Genomic DNA, 23,651 nt, shown 5'->3' with positions numbered 1-23,651 from the left:
GCAGCCGGGAATCGCAACCGACAGGGGGTTCAAGTGACCGAGTTCCGGAACGGGTGCATTACGGACGAACGCACCGTACCAGTCGCTGCGGCGGCCGCCTTCGCCACGGTCGCGACCGGGCGGGGGCTGTCGAACTGGTTTCCGCTCAAGGCGGAGGTGGAGCCCGAGGTCGGCGGGCGCTGCTTCTTGTCGTGGGGGGAAGGCTGCGAGGGCGAAGCCCCCGTCCACGCCTACTCGCCCGACACGCATTTCGGGTGGACCGAACGCTACCCGGCACCGGACGGGGGCGAGCCCATGATCCGCAAGGTGGATTTCCACATCGGTCCGGGTGCGACCGACGAGGGAGCCGCTGACGATCCCGCCTCGGAGGTTCGGCTCGTGCACTCGGGCTTCGACGAGGCTCTCAAACCCGAAAGTCCCGAGATAGCGGCCTACCTCCAGGGGTGGGACAACTTCATGCACTGCCTCGAGTTCTATCTCTCCCGGCACTATCCCGAGAATCGGCGGCTGGTCTGGCGCTACGACGACATTCCCGAAGGGCGTGACGCGGCATGGGAGTCGCTGATCGGCGGGAAGCGCTGCTCGGGCGGACTCGTTTCCCTGGCGAAGGGGCTCGATCCGGGAGATCCGGTCTCCTTCTCGCCGGTCATCCAGGCGGCGAACGATCCGGATGGGCCGCGTCTACCGGCTGCGGTCGGCAGGATAACCTCGGCGAAGGAGGGAGGCCACCTCAGCGTTGAACTCCCGTCCCTGGGGCGCAGCCTGCTCTTCATCGAGTTCGAGGATAAGCGGGTGGGCGTCTGGCTCAGCACCTGGGGTCTCGCCGATAGAGTGACGAAGAGCCTCCAGCGAGCGCTCGACCACGCCATGGACGCAGCGGGATAGAAGTCCGTGCCGAACGAGTAGCGCTCGAATGTCTTCGGGGGAAGCCCGCGCCCGGGTCGATCCTGCGCGCCTGAAGGAGCTCCTCGCCGGCGAGTACGGACTGGAGGGCCGCCTGGAAGACCTTCCCGGAGATCGCGACCGCAACTACCTGCTCTCCACCTCGGAAGAGCGCTTCGTGGTCAAGGTGAGCTCTCCGCTCGACCCGTTGCCGATACTCGAATTCGAGGCCGGCATGATCCGGTTGCTGAGCGAACAGACGGAGGGGTTGGTTCCCGGGATAACGCCGGCAGCGGTCGGGGAGCTGCTCGTCCCGTGGGAAGATGGCGAAACCTTCGTGCGCGTGGTCAGGCACCGGGAAGGCGTGATTCTCGCCAAGGTTGCGCCCAGGCCGCGGGAGCTTCTAGCCGACGTAGGCCGTCGGGTGGCCCAGCTTGTCAGCGCCCTGGGAGCGGTGCCCGACCATCCGCCGGCTCGTTTCGACTTCGACTGGGCGCTCGGGAACGCGGGCCTGGTGATGGACCGCGCCCTTCCCCTTCTGGCCGGAGAGAAGCGGGCGCTGCTGGATCGGGTCCGCGACGCCTTCGACCGTATGGCGCCGCGCTTCCTCTCGCTCGGCTCCCAGATGATCCACGGGGACCTGAACGACCACAACATCCTCGTCTCGCAAGGCCGGGCGGGTCTCGCCGTCTCCGGCATCATCGACCTGGGCGACGCGCACTCGGCTCCCAGGGTCTTCGACCTCGGAATCGCGGTCGCCTACTCCATCTTCGACACCGACGATCCGCTCGCCGCCGCTGTGGCGCTCGTCGAAGGATTCCATCGCGAACAGCCTCTGCTCGAGGCGGAGCTGGACGTCGTGATGGCGCTCGCCCGTGCCCGGCTGGGTCAGAGCGTGGCGATGGCCAAGCTGCGGCGCGAAAAGGGCGAGGTGGACGAGTACCATCTCGTCTCGGAGAGCTCGGCGTGGAAGATGATCGCCTATCTGGACAAGGTGGAGGACGTGGTGGCCACCGGTATGCTGCGCGCGGCGTGCGGACTGGAGCCGGTTCCGGCCGGCGCACCGTTGCGAAGCTGGCTGAAAAGGAAGGCGCCGAGGCCCGTGGTCGGCATCGGGGACTGGAGCGAGGTGGGCGTCCTGGACCTGAGCGTCGGTTCCTGGTTGGTGGATAGTCGGGAGACCGACGACGCCCGGGCGTTCTCGCACAAACTGGAGCGGCGCCTCCGGGAGAAAGGTTGGAAGTACGCCATCGGAAGATACCTGGAGCCGCGTGCCTTCTACGCGACCGAGGCGTTCAGAGGGAGAGAAGGCGATCCCCGCGAACGACGTACCGTCCACCTCGGGCTGGACATCTTCGCACCTGCCGGCACGTCGATCCACGCGCCCCTCGACTCAACGGTGGCCTGCATCCGCGACAACTCCGCACGCCTCGACTACGGACCCACCGTCGTGCTCGAACACGAGGGCCCGCACGGGCCGTTCTGGACCCTCTACGGACACCTCGACGCCGCAGCTCTCCACCTCGAACCGGGAGCCGTACTGCGCACCGGCGACGAGTTCGCGGCCTTGGGAGCCCCTCCGGAGAACGGCGACTGGCCGCCTCATCTGCACATGCAGGTCATTGCCGACCGGCTAGGCTGCGAGGGTGACTTCCCCGGTGTGGCGCTGCCCCGGGAGGAGGCGGTGTGGGCATCGCTTTCGCCCGACCCGAACCTGCTCTTGGGGATGCCGTTCGAGACGACGTTCCGCCACGAGACCGACCTGCACGAACGCCGACGACGGGCGCTCGGCGGCAACCTCAGCCTCTCCTATTCCCGTCCTCTCCGCATGGAGCGGGGCAGGGGAGCCTACCTCTACGACGCTCGCGGGCGGGAGTACCTGGACTGCGTGAACAATCCGGCGCACGTGGGCCACGAACACCCTGCGGTCGTGGAGGCCGGACGGCGACAGATGGCCGTGCTCAACACCAACACGCGCTACCTGCATCCGCTCGTGGTGGAGTATGCCGAACGGCTGACTGCCGAGCTGCCGGAGCCGCTCTCGGTGTGCTGGATGGTCAACTCGGGGAGCGAAGCCAACGAGCTCGCGCTCCGAATGGCCCGAGCCGCGACCGGGAAGCGGGGCGTGGTGACCTTGGAGGGCGGCTATCACGGCAACACGACTACGCTGATCGAGCTCTCGCACTACAAGAGTCCCCGGACCGTGGGGCGCGACCCCGCCGGCCCGGTGCGCGCCGCGCCGCTGCCCGACACCTACCGGGGTCTTTACAGATCCGACGACTCCGCCCGACTCTACGCCCAGGGGGTGGCGGCGGCAATCCGGGAGCTCGAGGCGAGCAGCCACGGCGCTTCGGCCTTTCTGGTCGAAAGCGTTATATCGTGCGGCGGACAGATAGTCCTGCCCGACGGCTATCTCGACCTGGCCTTCCGAGCCGCTCGCGAGACGGGCGCGCTCTGCATCGCGGACGAAGTTCAAGTGGGTTTCGGGCGCGTGGGCAGCCACACCTGGGGGTTCGAGGCCGCAGGTGCCGTCCCGGACATCGTCACGCTCGGCAAGCCCATGGGCAACGGTCACCCCATCGGCGCGGTGGTGACCACGCCGGCGATCGCCGAGCGCTTCGCGGGCGAAATGGAATACTTCAGCACCTTCGGCGGCAACCCGGTATCGGCGGCGATCGGCTTGGCGGTGCTGGACGTGATGGAGGCCGAAGACCTTCAGCACCATGCATGGGAGGTGGGCGAGCATCTCAAGGCGGGGCTCCGCGAGCTCGCTTCCCGACACGAAGGCATCGGCGACGTGCGCGGTCTCGGACTCTTCCTCGGGATCGAGTTCGTGCTTACGGCGGAAGGTCGAGAGCCCGACAGAGCCGGCGCCCGCACCGTGGTCGAGCACGTGCGGCGTCGCGGTGTCCTGCTCAGCACCGACGGCCCCGACGACAACGTCATCAAGATCAAGCCGCCGCTGGTGTTCTCGCGGGCGGATGCGGATCGGGTGGTGGAGGAGGTCGATCGAGTGTTGGAGTGGAGACGAGTTCCCCAGCCGGGACCGCTCCCGCCGGCCCGGTTTGGACGAGTGCCATGAGCCGAAACGGGCCCGTCATCGACGGCTGGAAGGAAGCTTCGTACCGGCGTGAGCATTCGAATCGCTCGCGAGGAAGGACCGCACCCGGGCGCGCCGGGGATTGACGTGCCGGCCCCGGGGGAGCGTGCGCCCTACGTCGCCGGCCCCTTCTCCAGCGTCTTCAGAACCTGGCGCCAGTCGAACTTCTCGCCGATCCCGCGTACGTAGTGGTCCATCCACGCCATCTCGCTGACCGCCTTCACCAAGCGATTGCGGGGATCCGGGATGCCGTGGCTCCGGCCCGGGTACATGAAGAGTTCGGTCGGAACGCCCAACTTCTTGAGCGCCATGTGCAGCTCCAGCGACTGGGCGCTCGGCACGCGGGGATCGCCCTCGACCACGTGGACCATGGTGGGCGTCTTCGCGTTCGCGACGTACTTGAGGGGCGACTGGTCGAAGTAGGTGTCGAAATCCTCGTAGAGGAAGCCGTCGCCGACGTAGAAACGCCGGTTGCGCTGGAGGTCGCTCTGAGCGTACATGCTGATCCAGTTCATCGTCCCCGCACCCGAGCTGATCGCCTTGAAGCGGTCGGTGTGGGTCAGAATCCAGTTCGACCAGTGGCCGCCCGCGCTCCACCCCAGGGCTCCCAGCCTGTCGTCGTCGACGATGCCGTCTTCGATGAGGGCGTCCACTCCCGTCATGATGTCGTCGTAGCCCAAGGTGAAGTAGTCGCCCACGATGTCGGTACGGTGGGCGTTGCCGTAGTTGCGCGACCCTCGGTAGTTCGGACGTAGCACGGCGTAGCCGGCTCCGGCGTAGACCTGCGCCGAGTAGCCTCCGTTGAAGCGAAGCAGGTCGGCGGAAGCGGGGCCGCCGTGGATGGCGACGATCAGCGGGTAGCGAGTCCCCTCCTCGTATCCCACCGGATAGACGAGCACGCCCCCGACGCGCTTCCCGTCGGTCGAGGTCCATTCGTATTCGATCTCCCGCCCCAGCTCCTTGTCGGCCAACTGCGGGTTGACGTCCACGAGCCTGACCCAGCTTTCGCGGTCGGTGACGGCGTGCACGTCCGGTATCGTGAAGACCGTGGGTGGCGTCGTGGGGTCGGAATAGTTGACCAGGAACACGCCGGTGTCCTCGTCCCGCGACACCGAGAGCGCGGCCCGTTCGTGGGTCATTTGAGTGACCTCTCCGCTTTCCACGTCGAGAGCGTGCACCTGGTTGGTGACGGTGACGCCGGCGGTGAAGTAGATGGTGGAGCCGTCTTCGGACCAGAACCCGATGTTCGAACTCTGGTCGAAACCCGAGCCGAGCTTGCGGAACTCCCCGCCGCGGTCGGCGGTCGCACGCACGTACACCCGGTTTTCGGTCATCGAATATCGTTCCATGTCGTCCGGCGCCGAAAAGGCGATCATGGAGGCGTCGGGAGAGAACGACAACCCGCTCTCCGAGACCTCGTAGTTGTCGGTCAGTCGCTCCACCTCTCCGCCCTCGACATCCATGAGGTACAGGTCGGCGTAAAGCCTTGCGCCGGTGATGTTGCGTTCGTAGCGCTCGGGAGAGCCGCCGTTGAAGCCGATCCAGGCCCCGTCGGGCGAGATCGTGAAGCCGTCGACGCTGTATTCGGCGTTTCCGGCCAGCCTGCGCTCGGCCGCGGTGGCCGCGGTCACGGCCCAGAGCTCCAAGAGCGGCGTCTCCTGATTGCGCACGTCCACCGTGAAGCCCTTTTCGCGGCGCTCGTGATCGTCCTCGTCGAAGTCGGCGGGACGGGTGAAGTAGATGGTCGCGCCGTCGGGCGAGAACTCCCACTCTTCGATCCCGGCCTCTCCGTCCGTGAGCTGGACCGGCTCATCGGCTTCGGCGGCATCTCCGGGAGGGACGGGACCCATGCGGAAGAGCTGTCTGCGCGGGGAGCCCGAGCTGTAGACGAGCACCTGGCCGTCGGGGGCAAAGGCGTAGTCGGAAACTCCGTCCGGTACGTCGGTGATGCGCACCGCCTCGCCTCCGTCGTGGCGCATGGCGTAGAGCTGCGATCCGGAGGCGTCAGGGTCGCGGTCGGACAGGAAAACGAAGTACGAACCGTCGGGCGCCCAAGCGGGGCTGCGCTCATCGCTCCCGGTGGTGTAGGTGAGACGACGCGACGGAGACGCGCCGGCCGCGAGCTCCACCATATGGATGTCCGATTGGGACGAAGCTTCCTGCCAGTCCGGGGTGGTGAGCACGTAGAGCATCAACGAGCCGTCGGGGCTGGGAGTCCAGGATCCTGCCCGCCGCATCTCCTGGACGTCCATGAAGGTGAGCGGGTTGGCGGTTTCCTGCGCAGCCCGGACATTCCGCGTTCCCTGCGCGACCTGGGTTCCTACGGTTTCCTGCGCTCCTCGGGCTGCACCGGAGAAGGCGAGGAGGGCAAGCGCGGTGGCGGCCAGAGAGCCGAGGGTGCGGAAATGGGTGTTTCTCCCGGTCATGTCCTTTCTGGGTGGAGGTGCGTTACGACGTATCTTCGTTTTCTCGAGAGCTGAAGGGTACCCAACGACGGTCCGAGACGCCAGCCCCCGGTTCGACCATCCCTTAGCTCGAACTGCTGCAGATCCACATTCCGCTATTGCGGTCTGACTGCCGTACGCTATCTTTTTCGAAACGGCGGGTCCCGGCAGGCCTCCCTGTCCTCCTCCGTCGAGCGCGGTTCTCGCCCACTTCCTGTCTCTTTCCATATGAAGCACACAGCCGCCGGCGCCGCTATCCTCGTGGTCGGTGTCGCCGTGACCGCAGCGACCATGGTTTCCGCCCCCGCGAATCTTGCCCAGGAGGCCGCGGCCGACACCACGAGCTTCACGGAAGACGTGGCCCCCATCCTGACCGCAAGCTGCGTCCAGTGCCACGGCGGCGAGGTCGACGGCGTAATCGTCAAGGAGGTCTCGCTCGATCTGACCACCTACGAGGGCGTGATGGCCGGCTCTGAGTTTGGAACCGTCGTCGAGGCCGGAAACCCCGACGACAGCTATCTCTTCGTGATGGTGCAGGAGGGCGACATGCCCTTCGAATCCGATCCGCTGCCCCCCGAGCAGATCGAAATCCTGAGGAGGTGGATCGCCGGGGGAGCCCTCAACAATTAGCCGCCCGCAGCGCACCGGGTCAGGCACCCGTCATTCGAACGTCACATCCGTTTCCGATCGCCACCCATCCCGAAAAGGAGACCGCATGACTCATCTCAGGCCCGGCGGCGTCCGACACGTTGTCAGCGCCATCGCCCTTCTCGCCCTCGCCGCGTTTCCCCTTGCGGCGACGGCCCAGACCGGCTCGATCACCGGGACCGTTACCGACGCCGGAAACGGCCAGCCTCTGTCCAACGCCCAGGTCCAGGCGGTCGGGACGACCGTCGGCACGACCTCGAACGAGGCGGGAGTCTTCGGCTTCGATATCGCTGCGGGCACCCATTCGGTATCGGTCGTGCTGCTCGGCTATCAGACCGTTCGGGTGGACGGCGTCTCGGTCGAGGCGGGCGCCGCCACGGAAATCACGGTGGAGCTGGCCACGCGCGCCCTCTCCCTCAACCCGATCGTGGTCACCGTGAACCGGGGTCGCGAGGAGCGCACCGTCGCGTCTCCGGCCCATGTGACCGTGGTTAGCGCCGAGGACGTGGAGGAGTCGGCCGGGCTCGCCAGCTCGGATTACGTGAGGGGGCTTCCCGGGGTCGACGTGGCCGACATGGGTATCGCCACCTCCAGCGTGGTCTCGCGCGGCTTCAACGGAGTCTTCAGCGGGTCCCTGCTCGTGCTCACCGACCATCGGTACGCGCGCATTCCCTCGCTCCGCCTGAACCAGTACTCGCTGATTCCCACCTCCTCGCTCGACATCGAGCGGGTCGAGATGCTGCTGGGTCCGGCCGCGGCGCTTTACGGCCCCAACGCGGGGCACGGGGTCATGCACCTCATCACCTCGTCTCCGATCGACGACCCGGGAACCAAGGTCAGCCTCTCGGGGGGCGAGCGAAACGTCGTGCAGGGAGAGATGAGGCACTCCATCAGGATCGGCGAGAAGGCCGGAATCAAGATCTCGGGGCGGTACCTGACCGGCAACGACTTCGAATACATCGACCCCGCCGAGGTGGCGGCGTCGCAGATACCCGGAGCCAATCCGCTCACCGGTCAGCGTGATTTCCAGATTGAAAACTACACCGGCGAGCTGCGGTTGGACCTCAGGCCGTGGGAGAATCCGGACGACGAGATCGTCTTTACCGCAGGCTACGCGAACTTCAGCGGCATCAACCTGACCGGCCTGGGTTCGGCGCAAGGCAAGAAATGGACCTACCGCACCGGCCACGTCCGCCTCTCGAAGGGCGGCCTCTTCGCCCAGGGATTTTACAACCTTTCGGGAGCGGGCGGCACCTACCTTCTGCGGACCGGCACCCCTCTGGTGGACAACTCGAACGCCGTGGGTGCCCAACTGCAGTACGGTTTCGACCTCGGCTCCCGGCTGAGCTTCATCACCGGCACCGACTACGCTTACACCACGCCCAAGACCGGCGGCACGATCCACGGCCAATTCGAGGACAGCGACAACACCACCGAGTACGGCGCCTATCTTCACGGCCAGTTGGAACTCAGCGACGCTCTCAAACTGGTGGCGGTGGCGCGCACGGATTCGCACGAGCACTTGGAAGACATGATCTTCACGCCTCGCGCGGCGATGGTTTTCGAGCCTGCGGACGGTCAGTCGTTCCGTTTAAGCTACGGAAGCGGATTCGAGACTCCCGTCAGCACCCGCTTCTTTCTCGATCTGGCGGCGGGCCGGGTGCCCCTTGGAGGCGGGCTGGGCTACACGGTGCGGACCCGGGGCGTCAACGGAGGCGGATACACCTGGAACAACACCTGCGCGGGCGGAGTCGACAATTACTGCATGTACTCTCCCTTCGCGCCCGGCCAGCTCCCCGCGAACGGGGCCGTTCTCTGGGACGCGGTGCTGTTGCCGCTGGCTCTGACCGACCCGACGCTCCAGGCGGTTATCGCGCAACTGGGGATGACCCCCGAGATTTTCGCCCAGATCGTCGGCAACCCGCAGCCCGGCGACATCCGATCCACCCTCCTGCGACTCAATACCGAGAACCCCGAAGTACCCTTCTTCCCCGACCCCGGCATTACCGCCGTCGAACCTCTGAAGCCGAGTGTGACCACGACCTACGAGCTAGGATACAACGGCATCATCGGCGACCGGGCACTCCTCTCCGTGTCCGCATATCGCTCCTCCCGGGATCGCACCTCAGGCTCGCTGTCCACGGTCACCCCCAACGTCTTCCTCGACGGCGCTTCGGTAGCGGAGTTCCTGGTAGGCCGTCTGGTGGCCGCCGGACTGCCGGCGTCCGTTGCGGCTCAGGTCGCCCAGGGACTTGCGACCACGGCGGCGATGGTGCCGCTCGGGACCGTGGCTCCGGATCAGCTCGCTTCCCCGGACATTCTGGTAACCTACCCGACCTTCGGATCGGGTGTCGAAGGCGGTCTCCAGTGGTACGGCTTCGATCTCGGACTCGAGGTGATCGCGAACGACAAGGTGACCTTCACCGGTTCGTATTCGCACGTCAGCGACGACTGCTTCGATATAAACAACGACGGCGAGTGCCCGGATCTTGTGGCCGACGTCTCCCTGAACGCGCCCAAGAACAAGTTTTCGATGGGTCTGCGCTTCAACGACAAGGTGAGCGGCTGGTATGCGAACACGCGCTTCCGGTACGCCGACGGATTCTACATGGACTCAGGTCTGTACCGCGGGGCCATCGACTCCTTCGGCGTCATGGATCTCGGACTCGGGGTGAGAGTCCCCGGTCACAAGGGACTCCTGATCGGTGCGGACGTGAGCAATGCGCTCAACAACCTCCACCGCGAGTTTATCGGAGCTCCGGAGATCGGCCGCGTCGCCCGGCTCAAGCTGCAGTACGAGTTCTAGCGGCCCGGAACCGGACTGCCCGTTGCTCACGTCCGAGCTTCGGTACGCCGAGAACGCCGGTCGAATTTCCGCCGATAGTGCCGTGTCCAGAGGAGGATCGCCGGGATGCCGATGATTGTCGGCGCGATCCACGGCACGACGGCGAGCGGCCCGGCGAGTTCGTATGCCCACAGGCGTTGCACTCCGAACACGATGAACGCGGTGTGGAAGGCGATGCCGCCGGCCAGCATCGACACGAGGTGGCTGTAGAACCAGCCCATGTGTTGCGCCCCTGGGTTACGCATCAGCCGGAGCATTCGGCGACCCGTGATGAGCCCGATTGGGCTGAGTCCCAGCAGGATGGGTGAGAGGTTGGACCATAACGTGAGCGCGTACACGACGATGGTCCCGCTGGCGACGACGGACGCCCAGGCGAGCGCCTCGTGCACCGGGGTCCGCAGCGTCTCCGGCGACCTGCGGGTAGCCAGAACCCGTATCGCGTGGTGGACCGTTGCGAACGTCACCAGACCCAGGTAGCCCAGGAACAGGCTGGTGCCGTAGAGCTCGGGCTGGTCGACGAGCCGGATCCCCTGGATCTGGTAGTAGGCCAACCGGCCAGCCGCCGCGGTGACCGCCGACAGCGTCACGATGTAGGCGCAATAGACGAAGACTCGACCGGCACGCACGTGCGTCCTGCCACCTTTGTGCGCGAACACCGGAACCCAGAACGCCGCGAGGCCGACGAATCCGGCGGCTACGTGCACCAGAACGACAACATCGAAAATCAGGGGCGGGATGGTCATGGCCCGACCTCCCCCCCGGTCTCGGCGGGTGGCTCGGCGAACGCCAGCCTCCGGTCGATCGCGGCCAGTGTCTCCTCGCACCACGTCACCTTGGCCTCGATGGAGTGTATGCCCATCCGGAGGGCCGCGAACTGGTGGAATCCCGCGTCGCCGTACCGTTCGGGCGCATCTCCGCAGGTGGCGACGATCTCCCGCTCGACCTCCCGGAGCTGGGCCAGCCAGCGCGAAAAGTGGTCGGCGAGCTGCGCCATGAATGTCCGTGTCCGGTGGAGGTCGCCGATGGCGTCCATGAAATACAACTGGGCCAGATACGCGAAACGCTCAGTGCCGACCGCAGGGTCGTCGCGCAGCCAACGCAGCAGTTCGGCGCTGCCCTCCTCCGTGAGCTTGTAGACCTTGCGGTCGGGTCCCATTGGGGACGGCTCCCACCGGCTTTCGAGCATTTGCCGCTGTTCGAGACGTTTGAGGGCCGGGTAGACCTGGCTGAGTTGGGCGGACCAGAAGTGCCGCACCGTCTCGCCGAACACGCCCTTGAGGTCGTACCCCGTGGCCGGCTCGCGGAGTAGGCCGAGCAGGATGTGGTCGAGACTCATCTCGCTATGTCGCTCCCGTAGTTATATCAATATTGACATAGCGAATATATAAGGATTGGCATAGCCGTGCAAGGGTAGGGCGGCTACCGGGTCGACCCGCAGCGCGATCTTTCTTTGGGCGCGCCGGACGGCACCGAATCCGACGCTCCAGCCCGAGCCGATAGCCTCACGATGGGAGGCTGGTCCGAATCGCAAATTGCCAATCCCCGTTCAGATCTCCTCCAAGGATTCCGCAGGTACCCAGCCGACCTTGCCGTCGTCGAGGACTATCTCGACCCAGAAATCCGTACGGGCGTCGATACGGGCGCTCGTTCCCTCATGAACGTAAAAGAGGGTCAGATCGTCGTTGCCGGCGGGGGCTGACCTTACCGGCACCCTCTCCTCCAGGATCACCGCCCGTTCGGCTCCCCCCCAGCCGATCTGGTGAACCACGAATCCGGGGCCGAAGAGCAGAAGAAGCAGGCCGCCGGTCCAGACGAACGGACGCGCGCCGCCCCGGCCCCGGGTCAGGAGCAGGTAGGAGATTCCCCCGGTGACCGCGAGCCACCCGGTGCCGACGACCAACGCCAGCCAACGCATCGGCAACAAATCCAGCCACCGCTCCGCCGCAGCGAAGAGCCAGAATCTGGGAAGCGGCTGGATCTCGTCGCGGGTGAGAGCCCGAGCAAGCTCGAGATTGGCTTCCACGTCGTCGTCTCCGGGCATGAGCCTGGCGGCGCGCTCCCAGGCGAGTATCGCCCATCCCAGCTCCCCGTTCTTGAAGTGGGCGTTTCCGAGATTGTAGTGGAGCCCGCCGTTCTCGAATCCCCGGTCCAGGATGGCCCGATAGGCCTCGATCGCGTCGGCGAAGTCGCCTTCTTCGTAAAGGGCGTTTCCGAGCGCGACGAGCTCGGCGGGATCGAAGGTCTGCGCGGGAGGCGCACCCACCACCGACGATCCGGCCACGGGTTGTCCGGCCGGGAGCCGCCTGGAGGTCGGCAGCGTTTCGGTTACGGGATGGACACCGAGGCCTAGGATGATCGCGATCGCGACGACGGAAGCGGCGACGGTGGCGAGCCGAGCGGCCGGGTTGGCGGTGGACGGTGCAAGCGGGCTGCGGCGAGCCTCACCTCTCATCGACGCAGCTCCCGGTCGAGCGCCGACATCAACGCGCTCACCTCGTCGAGGAAGAGCTTTTCTCTCGCATGGTCCGCACCGGACGGAGCGAAACGTTCGCGGTCGCAGCGGTCGAGCGTCTCGCCCACTCGCGAGCAGGTCTCCTCGCTCACCCCGGCCTCTGCCAGCACCGCCGAGATCTCTTCGGTTCTGAGCCCGGCCTCGGCCAGATCGAGCCGGTTCGCCGCCAGCTCGCGCAAGGCCCGGTCGGTCTCGGCGTAAAATGGCTTTCCTTCACCCAGAAGCGCACGGGCCGCCTTCAACCGCCGACGAGCCGCGGCGCCGGCGCCACGGTCGCGGGCGTAGGCGACGTCGCCCTCCAGCCGGGCCCTCCTCTTGCCGACCATCGAAGCCACCGCCACCGCACCGAGAGGAGTCACGAAGAGAAGCCAGAACCAGGCTGAACCGAAGGCGTTCTCGCCCCTGCGGGTGAACGAGCCGGCGTCGAGGCGGATGAAGCGGATGTCTTCCCGCACCTCCGCGATGCCGTCGCGCATGCCCCCCAACACCCCGGCGGCATCCTCTCCGGTCACCAGAAACGATATGGGCGCGGTCCGGGCGGTCTCGTACGCACCGGTCGACTCGTCCAGGTAGCTCACCTCTATCGACGGAATGGCACGCATTCCCGGCGCGCGCGGGATCATTACGAACCTGTACTCCTTCTCACCCCGGAGCCCCGGCCAAGCCTCCGCGACGCTGCCTGACTCCTCCGGCGGAAAGAGCTCGATGTCGGCGGGCAGATCGATCTCGGGCGGAGGAAGTTGTTCGATGTGGCCGCCCCCCCGGACCACGACGGTCAGAGTGACTGCCTCGTTTGCCTCGAGGGAGTCGCGGTCCAGGGACGCCTCCAGCGTCCACCCCTCTCCTACCAGACCGCTGAACGAGGACGGTGCGCCGTCAGGGTGCCGGTCCACGTCGACCACCAGTTCCTCCGATCGGAGGGTGACCTCTCGCAGTCTGGTGCCAAGGAAGAAGCCTCCGCCCTCCCGCACCGAAGCCTCCAGGACGAGCGGCTCGATGGTGCGGGTTCCGGACCCGCTCGGGATCAGGGCCAGGCGGCGGACCACGGCGGTCGCGTAGCTCCTGCCGTTCAGGGTGCGCTGATTGACGTCGAGCTCTCCCTGCTCGGACAAATCCTCCACCCAGAACCCGGTCGGATCCGGCCTTTCGGAGACGGTGAGCCCCGACACCGGGAGCTCCGTCCAGAGAGTGTACTCCACGAGCACGGGCTCGCCCTCGTAGATTTCGTCTTTGGATAGGGTGGCGGTGACGAAGATGCTCTCGTTCGAACCCGGGGGTGCCGCGGTCCCGCCGTCGGCACCCGGTGGCGACCCATCGGTACCGGACCCGTTCCGAGGATCGGCCACTACGGTCAGGCTCACGGGATTGGTCGAGAAGACCGCCTCGCCGACGGTGATCTCCTGAGACGGTATCTCGAAGTCGCCGAGCTGCGTGGCGACTGCTCGGTACGATACCTGGTACACCGTCTCCGTCCCGCCCGGACCGCTGCGCAGGGAACTCCGGCTGCTCCAGCCCTGGACGCCAAGGAACGGGAGCTGAAGCCTGGGCACCGGGCCGACCCCGCCCGCACCGCGCACGGTGATGGTATAGTCGAAGGGCACGCCGAGGGTCACCGTGTCCGCGTTCAGCGCGGCCGTGACCGAGGGCTCCTGACCGGCGGCGGCCGGCACAGCCACTTCAAAGGCGAGGGCTGGCGGCAGCAAGGGGAGTGCGGCGAGCAGGACGCGAGGCGCCATCCCGCGGACGATCGGAACTACCAAGGCTTCCTGGGCCTGCGTCCGCGACTCGACGGCGGCCTGCGCTCCACCCCTTCGGGGTCCTCGTCGATCGCCCCGAGGAGCCTGCGCGCCTCCTCTTCGGTCATTCGGCCCTCCCGAGGCTGAGGTCGGCCCTGGCCGTCGCGTTCGTCGTTTTCCGGATCTCCGCCACCGGGAGGGCTGTCGGCGGGATTCCCGCCTTCGTCGGGATTCTCCTCTTCGTAGCCCTCCGAGCCGTCCTCGCCCTCGTCGTCCCCGTCGCTCTCGTCGGCTCCCTGTGAAGCTTCCTGCCGATCGTCCTCCGGGTCTCCGTTCTCGTTCTCGTCCTGCTCCTGTCGGTCCTGAGGCTCCCGATCGTCGTCGCCGTCGCCGCCCTGCTCCTGCTCGTCCTGCTCCTCAATCAACTTGAGCACGACCTCGAGATTGTGCTTGGCATCGAGATCGCCGGGATCGATCCGGAGCGCCTCCTTGTAGGCCTCCAGGCTCTCCTGCAACTGTTGTCTGCGGAAGAACGCGTTGCCGGAGTTGTACACGGTGGGCGCGAGCCCGTCCGCTTCGGCCGCCCGCAGAGCTTCCTCGTAGGCCTCGAGCGCGGCCTCGAAGTCGCCCATACGATAGAGGGCGTTACCGGAGTTGAAGTGGATCGCGGGTACGGAGGGCGCCGCGCCCAAGGCTTCGAGATACTTCCGGTGCGCCTCCTCGAACCGACCCTCCTCGTAGAGCCGATTGCCTTCGTCCACGAGGCTGCGTCCGTCCTGCGCCGTCAGGGCGAGAGGCCCGAGGGACGCCGCTCCGACCGAGACCGACGCAAAAAGCGCCGCCACGTTCCCGACCGCGGCGCTCCACGTCGACGGCCGGGCGCCGCGTGAACTCCGTCGATCTTTCGCGTCAGTCATCGGTGCGTCTCCTGTCGGGCAGAGCCCATTCGCAGAGGATGAGGAGTAGGGCCAGGCCCACGAAGAGCTGGTACTGGTCGGCGAAATCGGTAATCTCGGTCGCATCGATGGCTTCTCCCTCCACATTGGCGATATCGTCGATGAGCCGGTCGAACCCGGCACCGGCGCCGGCTCGCGCGTATCGGCCGCCGGTACGCTCCGCCAGCGAGCGCAGGGTCGCCTCGTCGAGCCGGCTGGTGACCACCGTGCCGTCTTCGTCGCGCAGGAAGCCGGTCCCACCCGCATCGTCCGGATCCGGTATGGGAACGCCCTCCGTCGAGCCGATCCCCACGGCGTGAACGATGACGCCCCCTTCCAGGGCTCGGGCCAGTTCGGTGTCGAGCCCGCCTTCGTGGTCCTCGCCGTCCGTTATCAGGAGGACCGAACGAGCCTCCCGGGCTCCTCCGTCCAACGCATCCAGTGATACACGGAGAGCGGCTCCAAGGTCGGTGCCCTGGATCGGCATCATTGCCGGAGTCATGGCGTTCAGGAAAACGGCCGCCGCCGTGTAGTCGGTGGTGAGCGGGCTCTGCAGGTAGGCGTCACCAGCGAAGGCCACGAGAGCGATGCGGTCCCCTGCGAGCTGGGTCATGAGCCTGAGTATCGAGACGCGGGCGCGTTCGAGGCGGTTGGGCGCGATGTCCTCGGCCAGCATGGAGGAGGAGAGGTCGAGCGCGACCACGATGTCCTGACCGACCCTTGAGACCGTTTCGATCCGGGTGCCGAACTGCGGGCGGGCGAGCGCGACGAGGACGAGTGCGGAGGCAACGACCGTGAGGATCGAGGCCGTTCGGCGGAGGCGAGCGCTGACCGAGTCCGTGAGTCGGCCGATCAGCCGCGCGTCGCCGAGTCGATCCAGCGCCCGTTTTCTTCTGGACCCGCTCCAAAGCATGAGGAGGACCAGAAGCGGCACCCCCGCCAATCCGACGAGCCAGACCGGCTCACCCCAGCGAAACATCGGTCGCCTCCAGCAGTCCGCGGCGAAACTCGCGCGAGCCCCGAGAGCGGCGAAGCGCCACGCCCCCGTCATCCGTCGCAGGCCTCTCGTTCACGGCAGGGTTCTGAAAAGCGTTCGCCGCAAGATCAGCTCCAAAAGGAGAAAGGCGAGAGCGGCGGTGAGCGGGACGTGGAACAGTTCCTCGTAACGGGAGAAGATGGTCACCGGCAGTTCGGTGCGCTCCAGCGCGTCGATCTCGGCGTAGATGGCAGCCAGGCTCTCGGTGTCTGTTGCCCTGAAGTAGCGACCGCTGGTCGTCTCCGCGATCTCCCGGAGCGACTTCTCGTCGATGTCGACCTCTCCCACCGCCGAGTACGGCGGGCGAGCGGGCCTGGGAGAGAGAGGGATTTCGGTAGGACCGACCCCGCCGACACCGATGGTATAGACCTTGACTCCCAGGGCTTCGGCGATTTCCGCAGCGGTCGAAGGACCGATCTCTCCCGAGTTGTTGCGTCCGTCGGTGAGGAGAATCACGACCTTGGACTCCGCGAGCGAGCCTTCCAGCCGCTTGACGGCGGTCGCGAGTCCCATACCCACGGCGGTTCCGTCGTCCACCATGCCGGTCTCCAGCTCGTCTATCAGAGTGACGACGACATTTCGGTCGAGCGTGAGCGGGGCCTGCGTGAAGGCCTCCCCCGCGAAGGCCACCAGTCCTATGCGGTCGTTCGGCCGGCCCTCGACGAAATCCGTGCCGACCGCCTTCGCCGCCCCGAGCCGGTTCGGTTGGAGATCGAGTGCCAGCATGGAAGAGGAGACGTCGAGCGCCAGCACGATGTCTATCCCTTCCATCCCCACCTCGGTGGAGGTGATCCCGGATTGCGGACGGGCGAGCGCGACGACCGCCGCAGCGACGGCCATGGCTCGCAGCACGGCCGGGACTGTCCGGGTCCAGCGGCTCCCGCGCCCCGGCTCGCCGAGGATCATGCGGACCGCCGAGTACCGGAGCGCGGGGCGGCTTCGCCGAGTGGCGCGGCGGACGAGGTACGCCGCAGGCAGCAGCAGCAGGAGGAAAAGAAGCCAGGGATCGGCGAACCGGAACATCAGCGGGGCTCCTCTCGGCCAGGGGCCGGTGGCTCGACGGGGGACGGTGCCGCCATGAGCCTAACGCCGGCGTCGTCGCCTTCAGTCGCGGATTCGCGGGCTCCGTTCCGGGACTCGCGGGCTCCGGTCTCCGCCTCGTCCGCTCCGGCCCGCGCCCGCGCCTCGGCCTCCGTCGCGGCGCGCCGGGCGGCCTCCTCGACCCATCGGGCCGCCTCGCGCACGAGTTCCCGCCCCAGCGCGAGACATGCGACCGAGCTCTCCGCAGTCGGTCGGGCCTTGGCGAACTTGACGAGATCGGCCTGGGCGAGGAGCTCGCGCAGCCGTCGCAGCCACCCTTGCCCTGCCTCCTTGTCGGCGATCACCGCCCCCGTCGTCGGGCCGTCGAGCATTTCCATGAGCTCGCCGGTGGTCGCCTCCATCGCATCGACCCCGAAACGCTCGCGCACGTAGCGGCGCACGACCTCGGAGAGCTCGATGTGATACCGTTTGGCCATGCCGCGGGCGAGGAGAGGCGAGCTTTCGATACGGTCGAGCTCGGCGTAGGCCGCCTCCTCCGGCGAAGGGGCGGGAACGACTCGCTCGGCCTCCCCCTGCCGTTTGCGGAAGCGCCGGCGGATCAGGTACGCCGCCAACGCGGCGATCGCACCGAGGAGCAGCCAGGTTCGGGCGCCTCCCCAGTTGGCCGGCAGGGCCATCGGACCCCGGATCTCCCTGATGTCGCCCCCTTCGTCGATGCCCACGCTCGCCACCTCGACCACAAAGGCGTCGCCGACGAGTGTGTCGACGAAGCCGTCCGAAGCGACCACCGGCACACGCAGAGCCGGCAGGTCCAGTTCGCCCAGCTCCCAGGCCGTAAGCGAGAGAGCGAGAGTCGCGGCGGGGCGTCCATTGCCGGTACCGGCGCCGACCGCGGCCTCCAGAACCTCGAAGGGAGCCAGGTCGATCGAGTCGGTGGCCGGCCATGCGACGGTACTGGTAGGATCGTGCTCGACGGTCGCGATCAGTGTGATGCGGTCGCCGACATTCATGAGCGTGGTGTCGACGGCGACAGTGATGCGCGGCGGGGCGGCCTGACCCGCAGCTTGCGCGCCGCAGGCTCCGAGCCCGGGCGTCGCGTCGACCGGGAGAGCGAGCAGCGTCGAAACGACCAAGGCCGGCAGAGGTCTCATGCGCTCCGCAGCCGTCGCTGTCGTTCTCTGAAAAAGTGCATGAGTGCACGTGTGTAGTCGCCACCGGTCTCGATTTCCACCAGATCCACGCCCGATCTGCGCACCGCCCGCTTCAGCCCGCGCTTCCTCTCGATCGCCCGGGCGCGCAGGCGTTCCTGAAAGGCGACGCTCGAGGTGTTGACGAGCATGGTCTCGCCGCTCTCGGCATCCTCCAACTCGACCCACCCCACCTTGGGCAGCTCGCGCTCACGAAGATCCTCCAAGTGGAGCGCGATCACATCGTGTCGGCGCGCCGCGACCGCGAGCGAACGCTCGAATCCGGAGGTTAGGAAATCCGAAGCGAGAAATGCCGTTGCCCGTCGTCGCTGAACCCTCGCGAAATATTCGAGCGCGGCGGCGATATCGGTCCCTTTCCCCACCGGGCGATGGTAGATGAGTTCGCGGATGACCCGCAGGACGTGGCGTCTTCCCTTGCGCGGCGGTACGTACTTTTCGACGTGATCGGAGAAGATCGTGAGTCCGACCCGATCGTTGTTGCGGATGGCGCTGAATGCGAGAAGCGCGCACACCTCCGCCGCCAGCTCGCGCTTGAGGCTGGTCCGCGTACCGAACTCGCCGGACCGGCTGACGTCGACGAGCAGGTGGACCGTTAACTCCCTCTCCTCCTCGAACACCTTGACATGGGGCGATCCGCTGCGCGCGGTCACGTTCCAGTCGATGGAGCGGATCTCGTCGCCGTATTGGTACTCGCGCACCTCGGCGAAGCTGATGCCCCGGCCCTTGAAGACAGACTGGTACTCGCCCGAGAAGACCTCCGTCACGAGACCGCGGGTCGCGATCTCGATCTGGCGAACCTTCTTGAGAACCTCCCGCGGAATCACGGACAGCTGGTGCCTAGGGGACTTCGACGCTGTCGAGGACGCGCCTGACCACGTCCTCCGACGTTACCTCCTCGGCCTCGGCCTCATAGGTGATGAGCACGCGGTGGCGAAGCACATCCATGGCCATGGCCCGGACATCGTCGGGCGTCACGTAGCCCCGACCTTTCAGAAACGCGTATGCGCGCGCGGTCTTCGCCAGACAGATCGTCGCCCTGGGCGAAGCTCCGAAGGCGATGAGGTCTGCGAGATCCGGGATGCCGCTTCCGGCCGGGTCCCGGGTCGCGATCACGAGGTCCACGATGTAGCGCTCGACCTGACGATCCATGTAGACGAGCTCGGCGGTCGCCCTGGCCCTCAGAATATCGTCCGGACCGACCACCGGTTCGACCTCGGGGAGCTTGCCCGTGGACATTCGGCGCATGATCTCCAACTCGTCGTCGGCACCGGGATACTCCACCACCACCTTGAGCATGAAACGATCGACCTGCGCCTCGGGAAGAGGGTAAGTGCCCTCCTGCTCGATGGGATTCTGTGTGGCGAGCACCAGAAAGGGCGACGGCAGCGGATAACTCTTCTCGCCGAGCGTGACCTGACGCTCCTGCATGGCTTCGAGGAGGGCCGCCTGCACCTTCGCGGGCGAGCGATTGATCTCGTCGGCCAGGATGACGTTGGCGAAAATGGGGCCCTTCTTGGTCTCGAAGTCGCTTCGGCGCGGATCGAAGACGAGGGTGCCGACCACGTCGGCGGGCAGGAGGTCGGGCGTGAACTGGATGCGGCGGAAGGTCGTGGAGATCGCACGAGCGAGCGTGCTCACCGTGAGCGTCTTCGCGAGGCCGGGAACGCCTTCCATGAGAACGTGGCCGTCGGCCAGCATGCCCACGATGAGCCGTTCGGTCATCCTCCGCTGGCCCACCACGACCTTCCCGATCTCGGTGCGCAAACCGCGCAGAAAACCGCTCTCCGCCCGGACCTTTTCTTGAATTACTTCAATGTCGAGATTGCGTGTTCCATTCATCGTCGGATTCGACTAGCCTGACGTATCGAACGTTGCCTTTGTCAAATTTACGGGTGTCGGACATCGCAGTGATGACCCAGTAGATCGTCGGGTCCTTCACGTTCGCCCGCTCGCGGACCATCTTGCGCAGCTCCCTCAGCTTGGCAGTGTGCTCCGGGTGCTCGCGCAGAGTATCGCGGACGACCCGGGCCACCTTTCCGCGTACAGTATTTCGGCGTCGCCTTCTCGTACGTCGCCGTTTGATGCGGCGCCTGGGCTGTACCTTCGCGGGATCGAGATCCCAGGTCGCAAGGGCGAGCTTGGCCTTCTTGATGCGCACGAAACGGTCGGAGAACACGTGCACGAGAGCGAAGATGGTAGACCGTTTCACGTCCGGCCTCATGCGGTGAACGAAATCCCAGATGTCGTCGTAGGGCACCGGCTCGCCCCTCTTGGCAAGTATCTCCTCCATCAGGGACGCGACCGAGTCGCCGCGCACATGAGTCCAGGTCGCGAGCATCCAGCGACCGCTTCGGCCTACCGGCTGGAACCTCGGGTCGAGCGAGAGATGCTTGGAGAGACCGAGAGCGTCCGCGCCCGGGGCCTTCAAGCCCAGCTCGGCGTAGCGAGCGGTAATGCGTTCGGCGATAACCCGGAAGTGAAGCGGGTCGCCTTCGTCCCACAGGATCCTGACCGCGCGGCAGGCGTTCGAGGACAGGAGCTCGAAGGGCACCCTTACGCCATCCCCCTTTTCCCGGATGTTCGCTACCAGCGAGGTGAAACGTTTCGTCTCTTCCGAACTTACGTCCCTGCCTGCGGCCCGGCTCGCGGCCACGCTGAGGTCTCGCCAGGTCGTGCCCTGCGGACGCTCCGCAAGATGCTCGGCCAGAACACTGTTGATCTTACTGATCTCACGAACGTCGAGCGGGCCGCGAGGCGACCAGTAGGTAGCGTTGTCCTTCAACCCGAGCGTGCGCGCGGAATAGGAGACGACCCCGATCATCACGAGCAGGAGCGGAAGCGCCGCCTGTTCCTTGTCGGTCAGCTCCCTCCCGTACCTGGCGGCAAGCTGGGCCGCAACCTCCTCCTGTCTGGAGAGCATGGGACCGGACCTGAGCAACCGTCCGATCTCGCGGGCTTCACGGCCGAGCTCCCCCGCCTCCGCCGGTTCGGCTTCGATCAGGAAGGCCCTCACCCGTCGGGTGAGGCGATTTCGTAGCTGGCGCACCCGCTCCCTTGTCAGCCCGAAGTCCCTGCCGATGTCCTCAAGAATCCAGCGCTTGCCTCCGTCGAGGCCGTAGTAGCGAGAGAGCGCCACATAGTCCCGGTGTTGGCCGTGCTCGACCGCCACGGCGGTTGCGAGCGCGGGAAGTTCGCTCAGGATGTTCGGCCCGGCAATTGCGTGATCGTCCATCTGAGCGGGAGGTGAGGTGACAGGTCCCGGAACCGAGTGGCGGGTGCGCGAACGGCCGAGATGGTGGGACGCAGGCCACCGATCCCAGGTCGTGTAAGCCAGTCTAACGCCGGCATGTGCGTTCGTCAAGATGTCGGGGCTCTCCACCTGCGGGACCTTCGTTGACCGGTAACTGGAGGAACAGACATTCGACAGGAGGTCCGCCCGTCGTCGCGTGCTTACCCGCGGCAGCGGCGGCACGGCAGCGGCAGGCGACGAGGAGGCCGGTCGGCGGTGCGGTTGCAGCGTATGGCCGGTCCGAATATTCTTATCGGACAGCGCCATGCCCAATCTACCACCAGCTCAAGGACGTCTGCCATGACCTCGATCGACAAGATCGGTGCGACCGCCTTCGTCATAGCCTCGATCCGCGAGAGCGAAGACAGCAAGCCCGAACCGCTCTTCACCGATCCCTACGCCGCATGGTTCTCGAGCGACTTCGCGCGCACGGCGGCCCGGGGAATAGACGCCGCCTTTCCCCCCTCGACCACGATGGTTCGCTTCCGGACCCGGTACTTCAACCGTTTCATCGAGCGCGGAATCGAAGCCGGAGCTGTTCAGGTGGTGTTGCTGGGCGGCGGTTTCGACATGCGGGCTCACATTTTCGCCCGGGATGGGGTGACCTTCTTCGAGGTGGATCGGAAGCCGGTGATCGACTTCAAGAGCAAGCTGCTCGATGACCGAGGAACGGTTCAACCGCCGTCGCTCCCGATCGACTACCTCGAAGGCGACCTCACAGGAGGACTCGAGGAGCTTGGTCTGGACCCGAACCTGACCACGCTCATCGTCTGGGAGGGCAACACCATGTACCTGCCGGCCGAGTCGATCATGCCTTTCCTGAACCGCCTGGCCGATGGGCTCGCGCGGTTCCGGATCGCCTTCGACCACTTCGTGCTCGACCTTATGAACCGGGACCCGGATTCGATCGACATCCAGCGGGTCGAGGGGATCGAGCAGGCCATGCACGTCAGATTTCTGACCGGCTTCCCCGACCTCGCGGCCTTCGAGAACGAGACGCCTCTGAGGGTGGCCGAATCGGGGTCCTTCGCCGATCTGGGCCGCGAGTACGGAATGGGTCCCATGGTGGACGGCTACCCGGAAGACTGGCGAAGAACGCTGGAGATCTACCGTTACTGCGTTCTGGCGACCCAGTAGGCCTGTCAAGCCGGCCGGTTTCCGGATCAATCCCGAGTCCACGGTGGCGGCGACTCCCGGACCACGTTAGGTTGAAGCCGAGTCTAGATCCAGTCCAGCTCTCTCGGTTTCCGGGTTGGCTGTGGGCTCCGCCTTCGCCGTGACGATGCCATGAGACGACCACCAGCCGTAGCGCCCATACTTGTGCTGGTGGGCCTAGCCGGCTGGGCCGTCGCGTGTGGCGACGGGGCTACCGAACCGCCTCCCCCGCCTCCCCCCGATCCGCCCCGGGCGACTGCGGTGACCGTGACGCCCGCGACCGCCTCGATGACGGCGCGGGGGGACACGGTGCGGCTCACCGCCGAGGTGCGCGACCAGAACGGCAACGTGATGGCGGGCGCATCGGTCGCATGGTCGAGCGAGGACGCCTCGGTGGCGACGGTGGACGGGTCGGGGCTGGTGACGGCGGCGGGCGCGGGGACGGCCGCGATCACGGCGACCTCGGGGTCGGCGTCGGGGAGCGCGACGGTGACGGTGGCTCACCGTATCTCCCGCAGCCGACACGCTGTTTGTGGGCGACACGCTGCGGCTGGTGGCGGAGGCGTTCGACGCGAACGGCCACGCGGTGGCGGGAGCCGAGTTCACGTGGGAGTCCGGGGACGCCTCGGTGGCGACGGTGGACGGATCGGGACTGGTGACGGGAGTGGGCCTTGGCGAGGCGGAGGTCACAGCCACCTCGTCCGGGGTGTCCGGGCGCGCGGCACTGGCGGTGGTCGCGCCTGTGGCGACGATGGTTGCCGTCACCCCGGACACCGTCGAACTGGCGGCGCGGGGCGACACCGTGCGCCTGACTGCCGAG

At 66.6% G+C, this 23,651-nt stretch carries 18 protein-coding genes and 1 pseudogene; 7 read left to right on the top strand and 12 right to left on the bottom strand.

What is annotated here, in order from left to right:
* Positions 1 to 33 precede the first annotated feature (33 nt).
* Positions 34 to 885 (top strand): hypothetical protein, encoded by an 852-nt coding sequence (locus tag J4G12_07355; protein ID MCE2455626.1) that lies wholly within the window; start codon positions 34 to 36, stop codon positions 883 to 885.
* Positions 886 to 913: 28 nt separating this feature from the next.
* Positions 914 to 3,964 (top strand): aminotransferase class III-fold pyridoxal phosphate-dependent enzyme, encoded by a 3,051-nt coding sequence (locus tag J4G12_07350; GenBank protein ID MCE2455625.1) that lies wholly within the window; start codon positions 914 to 916, stop codon positions 3,962 to 3,964.
* Between the two features lie 131 nt (positions 3,965 to 4,095).
* Here the strand turns inward: J4G12_07350 and J4G12_07345 are convergent, their stop codons facing one another.
* On the bottom strand, positions 4,096 to 6,408 hold the full coding sequence (locus J4G12_07345) for a S9 family peptidase (GenBank protein ID MCE2455624.1): 2,313 nt from the start codon (positions 6,406 to 6,408) through the stop codon (positions 4,096 to 4,098).
* 246 nt (positions 6,409 to 6,654) lie between these two features.
* Between J4G12_07345 and J4G12_07340 the strand changes: the two genes are divergently transcribed.
* Together J4G12_07340 and J4G12_07335 are read left to right on the top strand one after the other, a co-directional pair.
* On the top strand, positions 6,655 to 7,056 hold the full coding sequence (locus J4G12_07340) for a hypothetical protein (protein ID MCE2455623.1): 402 nt from the start codon (positions 6,655 to 6,657) through the stop codon (positions 7,054 to 7,056).
* Between the two features lie 85 nt (positions 7,057 to 7,141).
* Positions 7,142 to 9,880, top strand: a complete 2,739-nt coding sequence (locus J4G12_07335) for a TonB-dependent receptor (GenBank protein ID MCE2455622.1) — start codon at positions 7,142 to 7,144, stop codon at positions 9,878 to 9,880.
* 26 nt (positions 9,881 to 9,906) lie between these two features.
* On the opposite strand, the gene J4G12_07330 is transcribed toward J4G12_07335, so the two are convergent.
* The 11 genes from J4G12_07330 to J4G12_07280 all read right to left on the bottom strand — a co-directional run bounded on the left by J4G12_07330 (position 9,907) and on the right by J4G12_07280 (position 21,619).
* Positions 9,907 to 10,662: a hypothetical protein gene (locus J4G12_07330; protein MCE2455621.1), complete on the bottom strand. Its 756-nt coding sequence runs from the start codon at positions 10,660 to 10,662 to the stop codon at positions 9,907 to 9,909.
* A complete protein-coding gene (locus tag J4G12_07325; protein MCE2455620.1) occupies positions 10,659 to 11,255 on the bottom strand; it encodes a PadR family transcriptional regulator in 597 nt (198 codons plus the stop codon). Before J4G12_07325 ends, J4G12_07330 begins: the two co-directional genes overlap by 4 nt.
* A 210-nt stretch (positions 11,256 to 11,465) precedes the next feature.
* Positions 11,466 to 12,371 carry a tetratricopeptide repeat protein gene (locus J4G12_07320; GenBank protein ID MCE2455619.1) on the bottom strand — a complete coding sequence of 302 codons (906 nt, stop codon included), beginning with the start codon at positions 12,369 to 12,371 and terminating at the stop codon, positions 11,466 to 11,468.
* Positions 12,368 to 14,191 carry a protein BatD gene (locus J4G12_07315; GenBank protein ID MCE2455618.1) on the bottom strand — a complete coding sequence of 608 codons (1,824 nt, stop codon included), beginning with the start codon at positions 14,189 to 14,191 and terminating at the stop codon, positions 12,368 to 12,370. Before J4G12_07315 ends, J4G12_07320 begins: the two co-directional genes overlap by 4 nt.
* On the bottom strand, positions 14,185 to 15,084 hold the full coding sequence (locus J4G12_07310) for a tetratricopeptide repeat protein (GenBank protein MCE2455617.1): 900 nt from the start codon (positions 15,082 to 15,084) through the stop codon (positions 14,185 to 14,187). Before J4G12_07310 ends, J4G12_07315 begins: the two co-directional genes overlap by 7 nt.
* On the bottom strand, positions 15,077 to 16,081 hold the full coding sequence (locus J4G12_07305) for a VWA domain-containing protein (GenBank protein MCE2455616.1): 1,005 nt from the start codon (positions 16,079 to 16,081) through the stop codon (positions 15,077 to 15,079). Before J4G12_07305 ends, J4G12_07310 begins: the two co-directional genes overlap by 8 nt.
* 90 nt (positions 16,082 to 16,171) lie before the next feature.
* Positions 16,172 to 17,161: a VWA domain-containing protein gene (locus J4G12_07300; protein ID MCE2455615.1), complete on the bottom strand. Its 990-nt coding sequence runs from the start codon at positions 17,159 to 17,161 to the stop codon at positions 16,172 to 16,174.
* A complete protein-coding gene (locus tag J4G12_07295; GenBank protein ID MCE2455614.1) occupies positions 17,161 to 18,330 on the bottom strand; it encodes a hypothetical protein in 1,170 nt (389 codons plus the stop codon). Before J4G12_07295 ends, J4G12_07300 begins: the two co-directional genes overlap by 1 nt.
* Complete coding sequence (locus tag J4G12_07290) at positions 18,327 to 19,211, bottom strand: DUF58 domain-containing protein (GenBank protein MCE2455613.1); 885 nt, start codon at positions 19,209 to 19,211, stop codon at positions 18,327 to 18,329. Before J4G12_07290 ends, J4G12_07295 begins: the two co-directional genes overlap by 4 nt.
* A gap of 13 nt (positions 19,212 to 19,224) precedes the next feature.
* Positions 19,225 to 20,226, bottom strand: coding sequence for a MoxR family ATPase (locus J4G12_07285; GenBank protein MCE2455612.1), 1,002 nt, complete (start codon positions 20,224 to 20,226; stop codon positions 19,225 to 19,227).
* Positions 20,198 to 21,619 carry a hypothetical protein gene (locus tag J4G12_07280; GenBank protein MCE2455611.1) on the bottom strand — a complete coding sequence of 474 codons (1,422 nt, stop codon included), beginning with the start codon at positions 21,617 to 21,619 and terminating at the stop codon, positions 20,198 to 20,200. Before J4G12_07280 ends, J4G12_07285 begins: the two co-directional genes overlap by 29 nt.
* A 357-nt stretch (positions 21,620 to 21,976) precedes the next feature.
* Between J4G12_07280 and J4G12_07275 the strand changes: the two genes are divergently transcribed.
* From J4G12_07275 to J4G12_07265, 3 genes and pseudogenes are all read left to right on the top strand, one after another.
* Positions 21,977 to 22,813, top strand: a complete 837-nt coding sequence (locus tag J4G12_07275; protein MCE2455610.1) for a class I SAM-dependent methyltransferase — start codon at positions 21,977 to 21,979, stop codon at positions 22,811 to 22,813.
* Between the two features lie 150 nt (positions 22,814 to 22,963).
* Positions 22,964 to 23,302: pseudogene (locus J4G12_07270) on the top strand (Ig-like domain-containing protein).
* Positions 23,303 to 23,363: 61 nt separating this feature from the next.
* Positions 23,364 to 23,651 (top strand): Ig-like domain-containing protein (locus J4G12_07265; GenBank protein MCE2455609.1); only part of this gene is annotated, 288 nt, incomplete at its 3' end.

The sequence above is a fragment of the Gemmatimonadota bacterium genome, from assembly GCA_021295815.1.
In the GTDB taxonomy this organism is placed as follows: Bacteria; Gemmatimonadota; Gemmatimonadetes; order Longimicrobiales; family Gaopeijiaceae; genus JAGWBQ01.
This window is presented reverse-complemented; position numbering and strand designations above follow the sequence as displayed.

Excerpts from the sequence above, each read along its gene's own strand:
- J4G12_07335 (MCE2455622.1), top strand. The coding sequence starts at position 7,142 with ATGACTCATCTCAGGCCCGGCGGCGTCCGACACGTTGTCAGCGCCATC.
- J4G12_07275 (MCE2455610.1), top strand. The coding sequence starts at position 21,977 with ATGACCTCGATCGACAAGATCGGTGCGACCGCCTTCGTCATAGCCTCG.
- J4G12_07330 (MCE2455621.1), bottom strand. The coding sequence starts at position 10,662 with ATGACCATCCCGCCCCTGATTTTCGATGTTGTCGTTCTGGTGCACGTA.
- J4G12_07285 (MCE2455612.1), bottom strand. The coding sequence starts at position 20,226 with ATGAATGGAACACGCAATCTCGACATTGAAGTAATTCAAGAAAAGGTC.
- J4G12_07300 (MCE2455615.1), bottom strand. The coding sequence starts at position 17,161 with ATGTTCCGGTTCGCCGATCCCTGGCTTCTTTTCCTCCTGCTGCTGCTG.
- J4G12_07310 (MCE2455617.1), bottom strand. The coding sequence starts at position 15,084 with ATGACTGACGCGAAAGATCGACGGAGTTCACGCGGCGCCCGGCCGTCG.
- J4G12_07325 (MCE2455620.1), bottom strand. The coding sequence starts at position 11,255 with ATGAGTCTCGACCACATCCTGCTCGGCCTACTCCGCGAGCCGGCCACG.
- J4G12_07340 (MCE2455623.1), top strand. The coding sequence starts at position 6,655 with ATGAAGCACACAGCCGCCGGCGCCGCTATCCTCGTGGTCGGTGTCGCC.
- J4G12_07295 (MCE2455614.1), bottom strand. The coding sequence starts at position 18,330 with ATGAGACCTCTGCCGGCCTTGGTCGTTTCGACGCTGCTCGCTCTCCCG.
- J4G12_07350 (MCE2455625.1), top strand. The coding sequence starts at position 914 with ATGTCTTCGGGGGAAGCCCGCGCCCGGGTCGATCCTGCGCGCCTGAAG.
- J4G12_07305 (MCE2455616.1), bottom strand. The coding sequence starts at position 16,081 with ATGTTTCGCTGGGGTGAGCCGGTCTGGCTCGTCGGATTGGCGGGGGTG.
- J4G12_07320 (MCE2455619.1), bottom strand. The coding sequence starts at position 12,371 with ATGAGAGGTGAGGCTCGCCGCAGCCCGCTTGCACCGTCCACCGCCAAC.
- J4G12_07280 (MCE2455611.1), bottom strand. The coding sequence starts at position 21,619 with ATGGACGATCACGCAATTGCCGGGCCGAACATCCTGAGCGAACTTCCC.
- J4G12_07345 (MCE2455624.1), bottom strand. The coding sequence starts at position 6,408 with ATGACCGGGAGAAACACCCATTTCCGCACCCTCGGCTCTCTGGCCGCC.